Genomic DNA, 14,506 nt, shown 5'->3' on the forward strand with positions numbered 1-14,506 from the left:
CGATACGCAATCAGGGGCCATTTGCGAAGTTCGCAACGCGCCCCAACGCGCGATCCGGCGTTACTGCCGCGCCTTAGGCCGCCTGCAACGCCTCCGCTGCCCAAAGCCGCGCCTCGTAGCCCGAGAGCATGCGGCGGGCGGCGGGGCCGTAACCTTCCCCGGTTTGCGGGTCGAGTTCCGGGAAGATTTCGCAAATCTCCGCCACGATCTCTGCCTCGAAGCTGTGCTGCATCTGGCCGCCCGGCAAAAAGCTCTCGGTCGGGAGCCCTTCGGAGAACACCACCTGGTGACGGTCGAAGAGTAGGTGCACATATTCTACCTCGCCCCCCTCAAGCCGGGTGACCGAGTTGCCGTTGACCAGCTCTTTGGCAGCTACAAGCACCTCCCCATCACCAAACAGAAGTTCTGCGAGCGGATCGCGGATCATCAGCCGGTGAAGCGGTGAGATTGTCAGCGCGCGATGCTGGCCGAAGGTGCCTTCGCGGATATGAATCGGTGCCATCGCCCCCTCTGCAGGCACGGCACGGCGCCCGATCCAGCGCAGCGGCTGCGGGCCGTCGTCATGTGTGAGCACCATGTCACCCGGCGAAAGGCTCTCCACCGGCACTTCGCCGTCTGGCGTGGCGATCATCGTGCCCGCGACGAAGCAGGGCACCTGATCGAGCTTGACGAAGCCGGTATCTGTATGGCCTAGCCCGTCGCTGATGGCGTAGGTGAAGGTAACTTCTTCATCATCCCCATCGCTGTCGACGGTGATCGTGCCATCGGCATTGAGCGTAACGGTCTGGCCTGTGCCAAGCGTCACACTATCCCCGGCGGTAACGGCCACACCGTTGATATGGGTGATCGTCATCGTCGCGCCCGTTGGGCCGATATCGTTTCCGGTAAGGTCGAATTCCTTGCTGAAGTCGGTGCCCATGGTCAGGTTGTCGGTGATGGCCACGAGGTCTGTCTGCACCGAGTCGGCGGCGATCAGCAGGTTGGAATCATACGAACTGTCGGAGGTATCCGCGATGCCGATCCGGATCGTGTTTTCCTCGCCCGCGTTCACCGGCATGGTCAGCGTCATCGTCACCGTGAAGCCATCCATCTCGGTGTTGAAGGCACTGCCCATGTTGTCGATGAAGAGGTTGGAATTGTCGGCGTGGTTGACGTTGGTCACCGAGGTATCGCCCGAGCCAACCTCCAGTTCGACGTATTCGCCGTTAACCCAGACGGCGACGATGTCGTTGTAGATCGAGTCCGCATACTCCGGGTACTCGTCTGAGGAGAAGACGAACTGGATGGTCATCACATCGCCTTCGGGGATGAAGGTCGCATCCAGATAGGACGCATCATAGGTGCGCGTCCCTGCAATCTCTTCAAAGTCGCTGTCCGGCGGATCCGAGTTGAACCAACCGGTGTTCATGTTGCTTGATGTGTTGGTGTCTTGGTTGGCGTCGCCGTAGCTGTTGGTAAAATCCGTTGCCCGCCCGGTGGAGAGGATTACGCCGCTATCTCCCGGCAGAACACCGGGCGAGGTGCTGTTGCCACCCGTATAGATGCCCGATGACCGGTCGTCGCCGGAATAGGTGGCCGAGACCACCTGAACGCTGTCACCAAAGATGGTGTTTGCCATATTGGTGGCGGTGGCGTTGGTGTTGATTGAAAGTTCCGATGCCGCAACCATGCTCTGTCCTCAATGAGCCGTCGGCATGGCACGAGGGCCCGGCACGGGGCCGGTCCTTCGGGGGTGGCTCGGTGCGCGGGTTTTCCCGTCTCTCCGGCCTCTGCTCTTCGCCCTGCCTCGGGTCGATTTTCTCGTTTGTCGAAAAATGCCACGATTTCGGCGGCTTGTCAGCACATTTGGCTGGCGGTGGCACAGGCTGTGGGGCGGCGGCAACAGCGCCTTGCCCCGGGGCGGCCCGATCGAAACTGGTGCCCGGCAAGCGGAGGCGGTATTTCGGGGGCAAAAGGAGCCCCCGCCATGACGACCGACCCTGTAGAGCTGACCCGCGCCCTCGTGCAGTGCCCCTCTGTGACACCAGAGGAGGGCGGAGCGCTGCTGCTACTGGAAGACCGGCTTTCGGCAGCCGGATTTACCTGCACCCGAGTGGATCGCGGCGGCGTATCCAACCTGTTTGCCCGCTGGGGCCGCGCGGGCAACGGCAAATCCTTCGGCTTCAACGGCCACACGGATGTGGTGCCGGTGGGCGATGAGGACGCGTGGACCTTTCCGCCCTTCGGCGCGCAGGAGGATGATGGCTGGCTCTATGGTCGGGGGGCGACCGACATGAAGAGCGGTGTGGCCGCTTTCGTGGCCGCGGCCATCGACTTTGTGCAGAATACCCCGCCTGAGGGCTCGGTGGTTTTGGCGATTACCGGTGACGAGGAGGGCGATGCGCTGGATGGCACCACCGCGCTGCTGGACTGGATGGCCGAGAATGGCGAGCGGATGGATGTGTGCATTGTCGGTGAGCCGACCTCGCTCGAAGAGATGGGCGACATGATGAAGATCGGGCGACGCGGCTCGATGAACGCCCATTACGTGCTGCGCGGCAAACAGGGGCATAGCGCCTATCCGCATCGTGCGATCAACCCGGTGGCGGCCATGGCGCGACTTTGCGACAGGCTGGCCAGCCGCGAGCTCGATATGGGCACCGAGCATTTCGATGCCTCCACGCTGGCGCTCACCACCATCGACGTGGGCAATGTGGCGACCAACGTGATCCCGGCGCAGGCGCGGGCCACGGCGAACATCCGGTTTAACGACGAGCACACCGGTGAAGGCCTGACCGAGTGGCTGAAGGCCGAGGGCGACCAGGTGGCCGAGGAGTTTGGCGTGGAAGTCGAGTTGAAAGTGAAGGTGAGCGGCGAGGCCTTCCTGACCCCGCCGGGTAAACTTTCGGCGTTGGTGAGCGCGGCGGTGGAGGCGGTGACGGGCCGCGCGCCGGAGCCCTCGACGACCGGGGGGACAAGCGACGCGCGCTTCGTGAAGAGCCACTGCCCGGTAGTGGAATTCGGCCTTGTCGGGCACAGGATGCATCAGGTGGATGAGAGGGTGCGAGTCGAGCAGATTGGCCAGTTGAAAGAGGTGTATGGCCAGATGCTGGCGGCCTATTTCGCCGAGGCGTGAACCCACAAATGTTGTTTTGTGGGGCGAGGCAGGTTAGCTTTGGGCCATGCCTCGCCTGTCGATAGATATCACCGCCGAAGAACACCGGAAGCTGAAGGCCATTGCCGCGCTTCGGGGGCAGTCGATCAAGGATTTCGTGATGAGCCGGGCACTGGGGGATGCGTCTGAAGTTTCGGCAAAGGACGAGGCGGAAGCCATGAAAGAACTGCGGGCGTTTCTGAAACCTCGGATCGAAGAGGCCCGGCGTGGGCAATTTTCGAGCCTGTCGATGGATGAGATTGCAGCAAAAGCAAAGGCCGACATGGCTGACTGATGGCAGCCTACCAGCTAACCCTCTCCGCCGAGGCCGATATTATCGCTATATGGCAGTACACTGCGCGGCACTGGGGAGAAGAGCAGGCACAGGCTTATCATTCGGAGCTTGAAAGATGGTTCTCTCGTCTTGCCGACGCGCCGCACCGAGATTTTGAAACGATAGCATCAGGGCTTCGCTCCTCACGTTCCGGGCGGCATGTGGTTTTCTGGATTGCACGCGTGGACGACATCCCGGAAACCATTGCAATCCTGCCCGAACGGATGAATCTGTTCGCGCAGCTGGCACACAGGCTCGACCCAACACAATGACCCTCACCATCACCCCGACCCACGACCTAGATGCATGCTTTGCGCTGCGCCGCGAGGTGTTCATGCGCGAGCAGGGGTTTTCGGAGGCGGAGGAGTTTGACGGCAAGGACGGGGCGGCGCTGCATTTGCTGGCGAGCGAGCGTGGCGAGCCGTTGGGCACGGCGAGGGTGTTTGTGGACGAAGGGCGGATCGGGCGGATTTGCGTTGTGCAGAGGGCGCGGGGCACCGGGCTGGGCGCGGCGCTGGTGCGGGCCGGAATGGACCTGCTGCGCGAGCGGGGCGCCACCCGCGTGGTGCTGGATGCGCAGGTGCGGGCGATGGGCTTCTACGAGGGGCTGGGATTTACTGCTGAAGGCGATGTCTTTGACGACGGGGGTGTGCCGCACCGCAGGATGACGGCGAAGTTGCAATGACAACGGGCACCGCCCTGCACATCGCCCGGACCAAAGATTTTGCCACGTGCCTCGGGTTGCGGATGGAGGTTTTCGTGGCGGAGCAGGGGGTTCCTGCGGAGGTCGAAAACGACCAAGAGGACGCCGGGGCGGTGCACCTGTTGGCGCGTCTCGGGGGCAAACCAGTGGGCACGGCGCGAGTGATGCGCGATGGCGCGACTGGCAAGATCGGGCGGGTTTGTGTGCTGAAACACCTACGAGGCACCGGCCTCGGGCTGGCGCTCATGCAAGCAGCGCTTGATGAGCTGCGGGAGATGGGCGGGATAACCCGTGTGATCCTTGGCGCGCAGGTCTCGGCACTTCCGTTCTACGCCCGGCTCGGCTTTTCACCGTATGGAGAGGCGTTCGACTCAGTCGGCATCGCTCATGTGATGATGGAACGGGCGCTTTAGGCACGGCTGCGGGCGAAGAGCAAAATCGCGTGGCCCTGCGAAATCCGCTGTTGCCTTGGCCCATGCCCTGCTACCTCTTTCCTCATGGCCGAGCTCCCAACGAAAAAAGACATTCTGGACTGGATCGCCGCCCACCCGGAGGCCTCCAGCAAACGCGATATCGCCAAGGCGTTCCACATCAAGGGCGCGGCGCGGATCGACCTGAAGCGGATGCTGCGCGAGCTTGAGGACGAGGGGCACCTCGCCAAGAAAAAGCGCAGCTACCGCGACCCCGAGAAGCTGCCGCCGGTAGGCGTGCTGACCGTCGTTGGCCCCGATGCGGATGGTGACCTTATGGCTCGCCCGATGGAGTGGCATGGCGAGGGACCGGAGCCGAAGGTGCTGATGATCCTGCGCAGCGCCGATGGCGCGCTGGGCGCGGGAGATCGGATCCTGGCCAAGCTGCGCGAGGTGAAGGGCGAGGAGCACCATTACGAGGGACGGTTGATCCGCAAGATCGGCACCAACCCAAAGCGCATCCTGGGCGTTTACCGGAAGGGCGCGGAGGGCGGGCGGATCGTGCCAATCGACAAGGGCGCAGACCGCGAGTGGACAGTGGCCAAGGATGCCACGGCGGGCGCGAAGGATGGCGAGCTGGTCGAGGCCGAGCAGGCCGGGCCCAAGGGCCGCATGGGCCTGCCCAAGGCCCGCGTGGTCGAGCGGTTGGGCGACCCGAGCAAGCCCAAAGCGGTCTCGCTCATCGCCATTCACCAGCACGGGATTCCCGACGCCTTCGACGACACAACTATCGCCGAGGCCGACACGATGAAGCCCGCTGGCCTGAAGGGCCGCGAAGACCTGCGCGATGTGCCACTGATCACCATCGACCCGGCAGATGCGCGCGACCATGACGATGCCTGCTACGCCCGCCCTGACGACGACCCCAAGAACGAGGGTGGCCATGTGATCTGGGTCGCGATTGCCGATGTGGCGCATTACGTGCGCCCCGGCTCGGCACTGGACCGGGAGGCCCGGGAGCGGGGCAATTCCACCTACTTCCCCGACAGGGTGGTGCCGATGCTGCCCGATCGGCTTTCGGGCGATCTTTGCAGCCTGCACGAAGGCGTGCCGCGAGCCTGTATCGCCGTGAAGATGCGGGTGGATGCCCATGGCGAGCTGGTCGGCTGGGAGTTTGTGCGCGGGTTGATGCGCTCGGCCGCCTCGCTGAACTACGAAGAGGTGCAGCAGGGGATGGACGGCGCACCCAACGACAAGGTCGGGCCGTTGATGGAGGAGGTGATCAAGCCGCTCTATGCTGCCTATGGCGCTCTGGTGGATGCCCGAAACCGCCGCCAGCCGCTGGATCTTGACCTGCCAGAGCGCAAGATCGTGCTGGCCGAAGATGGCACGGTGGCTTCGGTGCAGTTCAAGGATCGCTTGGATGCGCACCGGCTGATCGAAGAGTTCATGGTGCTGGCCAATGTCTGCGCCGGCAAGGAACTGGTGAAACGCGGCAAGCCTCTGCTGTTCCGGGTTCATGAGGAGCCGAGCGTGGAGAAGCTGGAGGCCCTGCGAGAAACCGCTCAGGCCTCGGGGCTGACTTTGGCCAAGGGTCAGGTGCTGAAGACCGAGCACCTCAACCGGCTTCTGGCGCAGGCGGCGGGCACAGACCACGCCGAGCTGATCAATCTCAGCACCCTGCGCTCGATGACTCAGGCCTATTACTCGCCCCAGCACATCGGCCACTTCGGCCTAGCGCTGGGCACCTACGCCCATTTCACCTCGCCGATCCGGCGCTACTCCGACCTGATCGTGCACCGCAGCCTCGTTACGGCCCATGGCTGGGGCGATGATGGCCTTTCCGATCAGGAGATCGAGGCGCTGGAGCAGACGGCGGTGCATATCAGCGAGACGGAACGCCGCTCGATGACCGCCGAGCGCGACACGACTGACCGCTACCTTGCCAGCTATCTCGCGGAGCGGGTGGGCAACGAATTTGGCGGGCGAATTAGCGGCATTGCCCGCTTTGGCGCCTTCGTACGGATGGACGAGACGGGAGCGGATGGGCTGATTCCGATCCGCTCGCTGGGGCAGGAATACTTCCACTTCGACCGCGAGGCGCAGGAGTTGATGGGCTCTGATACAGGCCGCGTTATCGGCATTGGCCAGCGCGTGACCGTACGGCTGGCCGAAGCGGTGCCTGTGACCGGCGGCCTGCTGCTCGATCTGCTGGAAATCGAGGGCGAAGCGGTAAAGCCCGGGGCCTCGGCCAAGCGCGGCCGCCCCACGCGCCGGAAGGAAGGTAAGGCGAGGGCCAAGGCGGCCAAGAGCCGCAAGGTGGCCCGCCGCCGCCGTAACTGAGCTGTGCTTTGGCACGGGCGGCATTTTCGCTATGCTGAGGCCAAAGATCTGGCAGCAGACGAGCAGAATCATGAAGGCACTTACGACCGGCGTTGCAGCCGCACTACTGGCGGGCATGGCTCAGGCCAGCCCGGCGATTATCGAAACCTCTATCCGCCCAGTCACCCGGCCCGCACAAGGGGGGCTGCCGGTGGTTGAGGTGGCCAACAAGGGGTTCGAGCGCTGGATTGAAGCGTTCAAGGCCAAGGCCCGCGCCGAGGGCATCGACGCCGCCCTGCTGGAACGCGCCTTCGAGGGGGTCACCTACAACACCACGATCATCCAGCGTGATCGAAACCAGAACGAATTTACCAAGACGATCTGGGATTACCTCGATACCGCTGCCTCCGACCTCCGCCGCGACAACGGCAAAAAGGCACTGGCGAGGGAGTTGGAAGCGCTTACCGCCATAGAAGCCAAGTACGGCGTTCCGAAAGAGATCGTCACCGCCATCTGGGGGCTTGAGAGCGCCTATGGCACCTTCAAGGGCGATACCGATATCGTCGAGGCGCTGGCGACCCTCGGTTTCGACGGGCGGCGGGGTGCCTTCTTCGAGGCTCAACTCATGGCCGCCTTCCAGATCCTACAGGCGGGCGATACCGACCCGCGCGGTATGACCGGCAGCTGGGCCGGGGCGATGGGCCACACCCAGTTCATCCCCACCAGCTACCTCGCCCATGCCGTCGACTTCACCGGCGACGGCAAGCGCGACATCTGGGGCGATGACCCAACCGACGCGCTCGCCTCTACAGCGGCCTACCTCGCCGATGCGGGCTGGGTCACCGGCATGCCCTGGGGCATGGAGGTGCTGCTGCCCGAGGGCTTCGACTACGAGATCGCGGGCGAGCACGTGGAGAAGTTCGCCGCAGAGTGGAACGCGCTGGGGGTCCGCGACATCGAGGGCAACGAACTGCCCGACCACGGCCCCGCCTCCATCCGCCTCCCCGGCGGCTCCAAGGGCGCGGCCTTCCTGACCTACGGCAACTTCATGGTGCTGGAGCGCTACAACACGGCCGACGCCTACGTGATCGCCGTCGGCCACCTCGCAGACCTCATCGGAGGCGGCAAACGTATCCAGTCCGGCTGGCCGCGCGAAGACCGCGCCCTGACCCTGCCCGAACGCGAAGAGCTGCAAACCCGGCTGGAGGCCGCAGGCTTCGACCCCGGCGGGGTAGACGGCAAGATCGGCCCCAAAACCCTGGCAGCGGTGCGCGCCTACCAAAAGCACATCGGCGTCATCCCCGACGGCTACGCCTCGCTGCATATCCTGCAGAAGCTGCGGTAGGGTGGGACTTGTCCCGCGGCCGCCCCGCGTAGGGTGGGCAATCTGCCCACCGCCCGGAGCCACCCCTCACGCCCCCAGCACCTCCACCGCCACAGCCGTCCCGTAAATCCCCATCATCAGCACGCTCTCGATCCCGATGCGCCCCGGCCCCTCCCTCTGGCGCAGGATCAGCCCGGCCATCAGCACCGCCGTCATCAAGAGCCCCGTCGCCAGCCAGTAGAGGTCGCTCATCCCCACCGCGTGGTAGAGCGAGCCGTCGCGGTAGGCCACATCCGAGAACACGAGGAACAGCGTGTCGAAGGTGTTGCCCCCGATGATCCCGCCCACCGCCAGTTGCAGCGCCCCGCGCCGCACTGCCACCAGTGTCGTCACCAGCTCGGGCAGCGAGGTCACCACCGCCGTCACCAGTGAGCCGACGAGGCTCGACGCCAGCCCGAAGCGTGTCACGAACTCCTGCCCCCCTTGCCCGATCACCCAGCCGCAAAGCGCCATCGCCCCGGCCAGCGCAACGAACACTACCACAGGGCCCCGCGCGCTCTTGTGTGCGTCCTCGGCATCCCCCGGGTCATCCGTGCGCGTGTCGCCCGTCTCCACCGGCTCCCACATCGGCTCTTCGCGCACGGAAGCCGCCAGCCGCACTCCTGCCGCATAAGCGATGAAGAGGGCGACCGAGACGGGGTGAATGCCGAAGTACGCCACATCCGGCCCGGCCATCGCCGCCACCGGCAGGCTGAGCAGGATCAGCAGCATTACGCATTGGAAGAGGTTCGCAGGCTCGGCGGCAGCATGCTCGAGGTTCGCCCGCTTGTGCAGCGTGTCGGCAATCGCGAGGAACAGCGTTTGCGCCGCGATCCCGCCCACCGCATTGGAAAAGGCAAAGGAGGCATCCCCCTGCGCCGCCACGGTGACGCTCACCACCACGCCCGAAAGCGATGTCGCCCCACCCAGCAGCACGCCGCCCACCAGCGCCTCGCCCACCGCCGTGCGGTCGGCGATGATATCGGCCAGCGCGGTCGCCCGGATCGAGGCCACCACAACAATGCTCGCCGCCACGGCGAAGGCGACGAGGAGCCAAGTCAGCGATAGGTCTGTGAGCACGCCGTCAGGAGCGGCGCGCGATGGCCCGGCAGCCGAAGATCAGCAGGCAGGCGCCCGCGATCCCGACGATCAGCTGCGGAATGATCCGCTCGGCGGCATAGATTCCAAGCAATTGAAGCAGCAGGTTGAGCACCAGCGCACCGACGATGCCGAGCACGATATTGGTGATGAGGCCGGTGTCGGCCCTCATGATCATGCTGGCGATCCAACCGGCGAGGCCGCCGATGATGATTGAGAGAATCAGTCCAAGACCCATGGGTCCATCCTTTCGGTTCAAGAAGGTGTTACCGTCTCAACCCGTCAGCCATGGGCGCGGTTCCCCGGTTCGAGCATGCCACACCGTTCAGGTGCTCACGCCACATCATCCCACGGCACCATCACGGCCTGCTCAGCAATCTTCTGAGGCATCCAATCCCAGTAGGGATCCCATTCGCCCGGCGGGCCGCTTTCCAAAAGGTGACGGATGCCAGCAAGAATCGGCTTGCGGACATGCTCCGGCGCGGCCACCAGCCGTTTGGCGTGCCTCATCCAGCGAAACGTCATCTGGTCAAAATCGCCGTTGTGGTGAAGGTCGTCGAGCACCAGAAGCGCGACGCAGGGAAACCACGTGGCGCCATTGTCCGGGTCATGCCCGGTGAGCTCCACCACCTCCGCCGGATACCACCGCTCGCCTTTCGGAAATCGGCAATCCTGCGTATCCAGCACCGCCTTCAGCGCCTCCGCATGGCGCTCTGCATCCATCCCGTAGTCCGCCATGGCCACCGCATCGACCATGCCGCGCAGCTCCCGCGCGATCTCCACCAGCGGCGGGATCACCCGTTCGGCGGGCAGGCTCGTCACCGGCTCCGGCAATTCCATGTTCAGATGATCGGCCTCCTCCACCGCGTGGAGCCCCCGCACCACAGCCGCCCGCCGCGCGCCCGTCTGGGTGGCCATAGGCAAATTTTTCGGCGCAAACCCGATCTGCCCATGTACGGCGTCGCCAATCAGAAGCGCCGTCGCATAGCTCGCCAACTCGGCATCCGGCCCAAGCGCGATTTCTCTCAGCAGCAGTATGCGCGGCAGGCAATCGTTATCGCAGGGAAGCTGAAGATCCTCCTCCAACGGCACCGCCACCAGCCGCTCCGGCCCCCGTGCCTCCACCACAGGCCGGATGGCCTGCGCCATGCTGCGCAGATCATGCAACACCTGCCGGCGCGGCCAGTCAGAAAATCCGATCACGCCGCTCCAATCCGCCGCGCAGCAAGGGCAGAGCGAGTCGACAGGATGAGCACTGCGAGGAAGGGCAATACAAACACCGCAAGGAGCACCAATAAGCTCGCGCCATCCGAAGGTTGGCTGACATAGATCGCCATCATCATCGGCTCGAAGAGCTGTGCCAGCACAGCGATGGCAAGCGCCATATCCAGCGCCACCGGTGCCCAGGCTTCCAGCCACTTGGGCCGCTCCCCCCGACGCCTGCTGCGCCGGGAGAGTACATAGCTCAAAATCATCGCGGCCTCATTTACGCGTCTTGCCGAGGGATTCCGCGGATCGTGCCACGAGAGATCAGTCGCGCAGCAGCTCGTTGATCCCGGTCTTCGAGCGGGTCCGCTCGTCCACCCGCTTCACGATCACCGCGCAGTAGAGGTTGATGCCGTTCTTGCTGGGCATCGAACCCGAGACGACCACCGAGTAGGGCGGCACCTCGCCATACATCACCTCGCCGGTCTCCCGGTCGACGATCTTGGTGGACTGGCCGATGTAAACGCCCATGCCCAGCACCGAGCCCTCGCGTACGATGCAGCCTTCCACAACTTCCGAGCGCGCGCCGATGAAACAGTTGTCCTCGATGATCGTCGGCCCCGCCTGCATCGGCTCCAGCACGCCGCCAATGCCCACGCCGCCGCTCAGGTGCACACCCTTGCCGATCTGCGCGCAAGAGCCGACCGTGGCCCATGTGTCTACCATGGTGCCCTCGTCCACATAGGCGCCGAGGTTCACGAAGGAGGGCATCAGCACCACGCCGGGCGCGATATAGGCGCTCTTGCGAACAATCGCATTCGGCACCGCACGGAAACCGGCGGCCTTCCACTGGTTGTCACCCCAGCCCTTGAACTTGCTGTCCACCTTGTCCCACCAGCCGCCACCCTGCGGCCCGCCGGATTGCTCTTCCATGTCCTTGATCCGGAAGCCCAGCAGCACCGCCTTCTTGGCCCACTGGTTCACGTGCCAGTCGCCGCTCTCACGCCGCTCGGCCACCCGCAGGCGGCCGCCGTCCAGCGCGGCCAGCGTATCCTCGATCGCCTCGCGAGTTTCGCCAGTGGTGGCGGGGGTGATTGCATCGCGGCCCTCCCAGGCGGCTTCGATGGCGGCTTCAAGCTGGGCGTTCGACATGGGGACATCCTCCGAAATCTGATCGCAACCGTCATAGCGCCCCGCCACACGGGCGCAACCCACCACGCGCCCGGCTTCCCTCTCCATCGCGCCCGCGATACCGTCCCCCCAACGAACAGGAAGGACGACCGATGAACGACGCCAGCCGCTTCCGCGACGCCGGAGAAGACAAGCGCACTGCCCATGAAGTGCCCGACACCCCGCAAACCCGCGCCCCGGCCTACACCCTCGCCTTCGCCGATGAGGATTTCCTCTGCCGCGACGAGCTGCGCCCCGTGCGCCTGCAACTGGAGCTGCTGAAGCCCGAGCTGCTGATGGAAGAGCACGGCATCCGCTCCACCGTGGTCCTCTTCGGCGGCGCCCGCATTCCCGAGCCCGCGAAAAAGGACACCGCCCGCACTGAGACGCTGGCAGAGCTCTCCGCCTTCTACGACGAGGCCCGCACCTTCGCCCGGCTGATGACCGAGCGCAGCCTCGCCTCGGGCGGCACCGAGGACGTGGTGGTCACCGGCGGCGGCCCCGGCGTGATGGAGGCCGGCAACCGCGGCGCGGCCGACGCTGGCGGCCACTCCATCGGCCTCAACATCGTGCTGCCCCACGAGCAGGCGCCCAACGAATACGTCACCCCCGACCTCTGCTTCAACTTTCACTACTTCGCCATCCGCAAGATGCATTTCCTGATGCGCGCCCGTGCCATCGCCGTCTTCCCCGGCGGCTTCGGCACGCTGGATGAAACCTTTGAGGCGCTCACCCTCATTCAGACCGGCCGCATGCAGAAAGTGCCCTTCCTCCTGTTCGGAAGGGCCTTTTGGGAAAAGATCATCAACTGGGACGCCCTGAAAGACGCCGGCACCATCAGCCCAGACGATCTTGACCTGTTCAAGTTCGTGGACTCGGCGGAGGAGGCGGTTGCGGCCATCGACGGCTGGGAAGGCGCGGGTGAGAAGCGTGGGGAAATTCCGGGGCGGTAGGGCGCCCTCAATCGTCGATCCGCCGGGCCTCGTCTACCAGCATGATCGGGATACCGTCGCGGATTGGAAAGGCGAGGCCGGCGCGTTCGGAGATCAGTTCTCCGGCCTCAGAGTCATAGCGCAACACGCCTTGGGTCTCGGGGCACACGAGGGCCTCCAGCACATGGCGCTCAACCCCGGAATGGGCGGTGGCCGTTTCGTCGCTCATTGTAGCCGTTCCTCTCCGTCTTCGCCGCTGCGCAGGGCAAACTCGATCAGGGTTACCAGCGTTTCACGCCGGGTTTCGAGTGAAGGCGCCTCCAGCAGCGCCTGTTTGTCTTCAACCTCGAAGGGGCAGAGCATCGACAGCGAGTTGATGAGCAACTCGTCATCGGCTTCTTCAAGGCTGTCCCAATCCGTCGACAGGCCCTGCGCCTCGAAGTAGCGGCAGAGCTTGGGCATGAAGCGTTCGCGGTTGAAGCCCTTGTCGTGCTCGGGTTGGCCGAGATCCCGGTCAAACCCCTTCCAGCAAGGTTTGACACGCCGATAGGGCGTAAAGCCCTCGACACTTTCCTGAATCCGGAAGCGCGAGATGCCGGTGAGGGTGACCATGTAGCGACCATCCTCGGTTTCGGAAAACCCGGTGAGCCGCCCGGCACAGCCGATCTTCTGCAACCGCCCCGGCTCGCACCCGCAGCCCTTGGGGCCTTCGCAGGGTTGGACCATGCCGATCAGGCGGGTGGAGGTTTTCAACGCATCGTCGAGCATCGCAAGGTAGCGCGGCTCGAAGATGTGCAGCGGCAACCGGGCGCGCGGCAACAGCAGCGCTCCGGGCAGCGGGAAAATCGGGATCGTTTCGGGAAGATCGCCTGAGTGCATCATGGCCATCAAGGTAGGCCGCGCCGCGCGTCAGGCAAATATCATCGAGGAGAGTTTACGACGGCCCGTCAGCACCACCGGATCCTGCGGTTTCAGCGCATCGAAGATGGTGAAGAGCTGGGTCTTGGCTGCGCCGTCGTTCCACTCGCGATCCCGGCGGAACAGTTCGAGCAGATGATCCACCGCCGCTTCGGTATCGCCGTTGGCATGAAGCGCCGTGGCAAGGTCAAACCGGGCTTGATGGTTGTCGGGATCGGCCTCGACGGCAGCAGTCAGCTCGGCAACGGGGCCTGCGCTTTCGGCCTGTTTGAGCAGGTCGATCTGGGCGCGGGCAGCCTCCACCTCGGCGCTTGTCGCCACGGCTTCCGGCGCGTTGTTCAGCAGGGCGTCAGCTTGCTCCACCTGCCCGGCGGCGATATAGGCCCGCACCAGCCCGCCATAGGCCTGGGCGTTCTCTGGCTCTTCCTCAAGCACCCCAGCGAAAACCTCGGCGGCATCGGCGGCGGCACCCTCTTCCAGCATTTCCTCAGCGGCGTTGATCGCATCGGCCAGCCCGCCATCGGCCTCTGGGGCCAGAGCGGCGATTTTGGCAACAAACTCCTTCAGCTGGCTTTCGGGCAGCGCGCCTTGAAAGCCGTCAACCGGCTGGCCCTGCCAGAAGGCATAGACCGTGGGGATGGACTGGATGCGCAGCTGCCCGGCGATGCCTTGGTTCTGGTCGACATCGACCTTGGCCATCTTGACCTTGCCCTTCTGGGCGGTCACGGCGGCCTCGAGCTGAGGGCCAAGCGTTTTGCAGGGGCCGCACCATGTGGCCCAGAAATCCACGATCACCGGCACCGTCTGCGAGGCTTCGATGACCTCCGCCATGAAGTCGGCTTCGTTCACGTCCTTGATCAGGTCGCCTGCGGGGGCTTCGGTGTTGCCTTGGCCAAGTTCGAGCATTGGGGCCTCCA

17 protein-coding genes are annotated in these 14,506 nt (G+C 64.7%); 8 read left to right on the forward strand and 9 right to left on the reverse strand.

The window, feature by feature from the left end; all coding sequences use genetic code 11:
- Window positions 1-73 precede the first annotated feature (73 nt).
- Window positions 74-1,669 carry a Hint domain-containing protein gene (locus ACXAG6_RS01525; protein ID WP_475334334.1) on the reverse strand — a complete coding sequence of 532 codons (1,596 nt, stop codon included), beginning with the start codon at window positions 1,667-1,669 and terminating at the stop codon, window positions 74-76.
- 297 nt (window positions 1,670-1,966) lie between these two features.
- Between ACXAG6_RS01525 and dapE the strand changes: the two genes are divergently transcribed.
- From dapE to ACXAG6_RS01560, 7 genes are all read left to right on the forward strand, one after another.
- Window positions 1,967-3,115 carry a succinyl-diaminopimelate desuccinylase gene (gene dapE, locus ACXAG6_RS01530; protein WP_475334336.1) on the forward strand — a complete coding sequence of 383 codons (1,149 nt, stop codon included), beginning with the start codon at window positions 1,967-1,969 and terminating at the stop codon, window positions 3,113-3,115.
- 46 nt (window positions 3,116-3,161) lie between these two features.
- On the forward strand, window positions 3,162-3,428 hold the full coding sequence (locus tag ACXAG6_RS01535; RefSeq protein ID WP_475334339.1) for a hypothetical protein: 267 nt from the start codon (window positions 3,162-3,164) through the stop codon (window positions 3,426-3,428).
- Entirely contained in the window at window positions 3,428-3,739 is a 312-nt protein-coding gene (locus ACXAG6_RS01540; RefSeq protein WP_475334340.1) for a type II toxin-antitoxin system RelE/ParE family toxin, read from the forward strand. The genes ACXAG6_RS01535 and ACXAG6_RS01540 overlap by 1 nt, the downstream gene beginning before the upstream one ends.
- Complete coding sequence (locus ACXAG6_RS01545) at window positions 3,736-4,152, forward strand: GNAT family N-acetyltransferase (protein WP_475334343.1); 417 nt, start codon at window positions 3,736-3,738, stop codon at window positions 4,150-4,152. The genes ACXAG6_RS01540 and ACXAG6_RS01545 overlap by 4 nt, the downstream gene beginning before the upstream one ends.
- On the forward strand, window positions 4,149-4,583 hold the full coding sequence (locus ACXAG6_RS01550; protein WP_475334344.1) for a GNAT family N-acetyltransferase: 435 nt from the start codon (window positions 4,149-4,151) through the stop codon (window positions 4,581-4,583). Before ACXAG6_RS01545 ends, ACXAG6_RS01550 begins: the two co-directional genes overlap by 4 nt.
- A gap of 84 nt (window positions 4,584-4,667) precedes the next feature.
- A complete protein-coding gene (rnr, locus tag ACXAG6_RS01555) occupies window positions 4,668-6,923 on the forward strand; it encodes a ribonuclease R (RefSeq protein ID WP_475334347.1) in 2,256 nt (751 codons plus the stop codon).
- A gap of 70 nt (window positions 6,924-6,993) precedes the next feature.
- Window positions 6,994-8,247, forward strand: coding sequence for a lytic murein transglycosylase (locus ACXAG6_RS01560; RefSeq protein WP_475334348.1), 1,254 nt, complete (start codon window positions 6,994-6,996; stop codon window positions 8,245-8,247).
- Window positions 8,248-8,313: 66 nt separating this feature from the next.
- Here the strand turns inward: ACXAG6_RS01560 and ACXAG6_RS01565 are convergent, their stop codons facing one another.
- From ACXAG6_RS01565 to dapD, 5 genes are all read right to left on the reverse strand, one after another.
- Window positions 8,314-9,345, reverse strand: a complete 1,032-nt coding sequence (locus tag ACXAG6_RS01565; protein ID WP_475334351.1) for a sodium:calcium antiporter — start codon at window positions 9,343-9,345, stop codon at window positions 8,314-8,316.
- A gap of 4 nt (window positions 9,346-9,349) precedes the next feature.
- Entirely contained in the window at window positions 9,350-9,601 is a 252-nt protein-coding gene (locus ACXAG6_RS01570) for a GlsB/YeaQ/YmgE family stress response membrane protein (protein WP_475334352.1), read from the reverse strand.
- 95 nt (window positions 9,602-9,696) lie between these two features.
- Window positions 9,697-10,566, reverse strand: coding sequence for a hypothetical protein (locus ACXAG6_RS01575; RefSeq protein WP_475334354.1), 870 nt, complete (start codon window positions 10,564-10,566; stop codon window positions 9,697-9,699).
- Window positions 10,563-10,838: a hypothetical protein gene (locus ACXAG6_RS01580; RefSeq protein WP_475334356.1), complete on the reverse strand. Its 276-nt coding sequence runs from the start codon at window positions 10,836-10,838 to the stop codon at window positions 10,563-10,565. Before ACXAG6_RS01580 ends, ACXAG6_RS01575 begins: the two co-directional genes overlap by 4 nt.
- Window positions 10,839-10,893: 55 nt before the next feature.
- Window positions 10,894-11,721: a 2,3,4,5-tetrahydropyridine-2,6-dicarboxylate N-succinyltransferase gene (gene dapD, locus ACXAG6_RS01585; protein ID WP_475334358.1), complete on the reverse strand. Its 828-nt coding sequence runs from the start codon at window positions 11,719-11,721 to the stop codon at window positions 10,894-10,896.
- A 131-nt stretch (window positions 11,722-11,852) separates the two neighbouring features.
- Here dapD and ACXAG6_RS01590 point away from each other — a divergent pair, with 131 nt between their 5' ends.
- Window positions 11,853-12,692: an LOG family protein gene (locus ACXAG6_RS01590; RefSeq protein WP_475334361.1), complete on the forward strand. Its 840-nt coding sequence runs from the start codon at window positions 11,853-11,855 to the stop codon at window positions 12,690-12,692.
- 7 nt (window positions 12,693-12,699) lie between these two features.
- On the opposite strand, the gene ACXAG6_RS01595 is transcribed toward ACXAG6_RS01590, so the two are convergent.
- From ACXAG6_RS01595 to trxA, 3 genes are read right to left on the reverse strand one after another with little or no spacing between them, the layout of a single operon-like run.
- Entirely contained in the window at window positions 12,700-12,900 is a 201-nt protein-coding gene (locus tag ACXAG6_RS01595; protein ID WP_140012293.1) for a Trm112 family protein, read from the reverse strand.
- Entirely contained in the window at window positions 12,897-13,553 is a 657-nt protein-coding gene (locus tag ACXAG6_RS01600) for an LON peptidase substrate-binding domain-containing protein (protein ID WP_140012294.1), read from the reverse strand. The genes ACXAG6_RS01595 and ACXAG6_RS01600 overlap by 4 nt, the downstream gene beginning before the upstream one ends.
- A gap of 27 nt (window positions 13,554-13,580) precedes the next feature.
- Complete coding sequence (trxA, locus tag ACXAG6_RS01605) at window positions 13,581-14,495, reverse strand: thioredoxin (protein WP_140012295.1); 915 nt, start codon at window positions 14,493-14,495, stop codon at window positions 13,581-13,583.
- Window positions 14,496-14,506: the final 11 nt, after the last annotated feature.

This window comes from Vannielia sp. ABF1_015 (assembly GCF_056160745.1).

What these genes read in the sequence shown, in the direction of transcription:
- ACXAG6_RS01525 (WP_475334334.1), bottom strand. Translation starts at nt 1,669, where the DNA reads ATGGTTGCGGCATCGGAACTTTCAATCAACACCAACGCCACCGCCACC.
- dapE (WP_475334336.1), top strand. Translation starts at nt 1,967, where the DNA reads ATGACGACCGACCCTGTAGAGCTGACCCGCGCCCTCGTGCAGTGCCCC.
- ACXAG6_RS01535 (WP_475334339.1), top strand. Translation starts at nt 3,162, where the DNA reads ATGCCTCGCCTGTCGATAGATATCACCGCCGAAGAACACCGGAAGCTG.
- ACXAG6_RS01540 (WP_475334340.1), top strand. Translation starts at nt 3,428, where the DNA reads ATGGCAGCCTACCAGCTAACCCTCTCCGCCGAGGCCGATATTATCGCT.
- ACXAG6_RS01545 (WP_475334343.1), top strand. Translation starts at nt 3,736, where the DNA reads ATGACCCTCACCATCACCCCGACCCACGACCTAGATGCATGCTTTGCG.
- ACXAG6_RS01550 (WP_475334344.1), top strand. Translation starts at nt 4,149, where the DNA reads ATGACAACGGGCACCGCCCTGCACATCGCCCGGACCAAAGATTTTGCC.
- rnr (WP_475334347.1), top strand. Translation starts at nt 4,668, where the DNA reads ATGGCCGAGCTCCCAACGAAAAAAGACATTCTGGACTGGATCGCCGCC.
- ACXAG6_RS01560 (WP_475334348.1), top strand. Translation starts at nt 6,994, where the DNA reads ATGAAGGCACTTACGACCGGCGTTGCAGCCGCACTACTGGCGGGCATG.
- ACXAG6_RS01570 (WP_475334352.1), bottom strand. Translation starts at nt 9,601, where the DNA reads ATGGGTCTTGGACTGATTCTCTCAATCATCATCGGCGGCCTCGCCGGT.
- ACXAG6_RS01580 (WP_475334356.1), bottom strand. Translation starts at nt 10,838, where the DNA reads ATGATTTTGAGCTATGTACTCTCCCGGCGCAGCAGGCGTCGGGGGGAG.
- dapD (WP_475334358.1), bottom strand. Translation starts at nt 11,721, where the DNA reads ATGTCGAACGCCCAGCTTGAAGCCGCCATCGAAGCCGCCTGGGAGGGC.
- ACXAG6_RS01590 (WP_475334361.1), top strand. Translation starts at nt 11,853, where the DNA reads ATGAACGACGCCAGCCGCTTCCGCGACGCCGGAGAAGACAAGCGCACT.
- ACXAG6_RS01595 (WP_140012293.1), bottom strand. Translation starts at nt 12,900, where the DNA reads ATGAGCGACGAAACGGCCACCGCCCATTCCGGGGTTGAGCGCCATGTG.
- ACXAG6_RS01600 (WP_140012294.1), bottom strand. Translation starts at nt 13,553, where the DNA reads ATGATGCACTCAGGCGATCTTCCCGAAACGATCCCGATTTTCCCGCTG.
- trxA (WP_140012295.1), bottom strand. Translation starts at nt 14,495, where the DNA reads ATGCTCGAACTTGGCCAAGGCAACACCGAAGCCCCCGCAGGCGACCTG.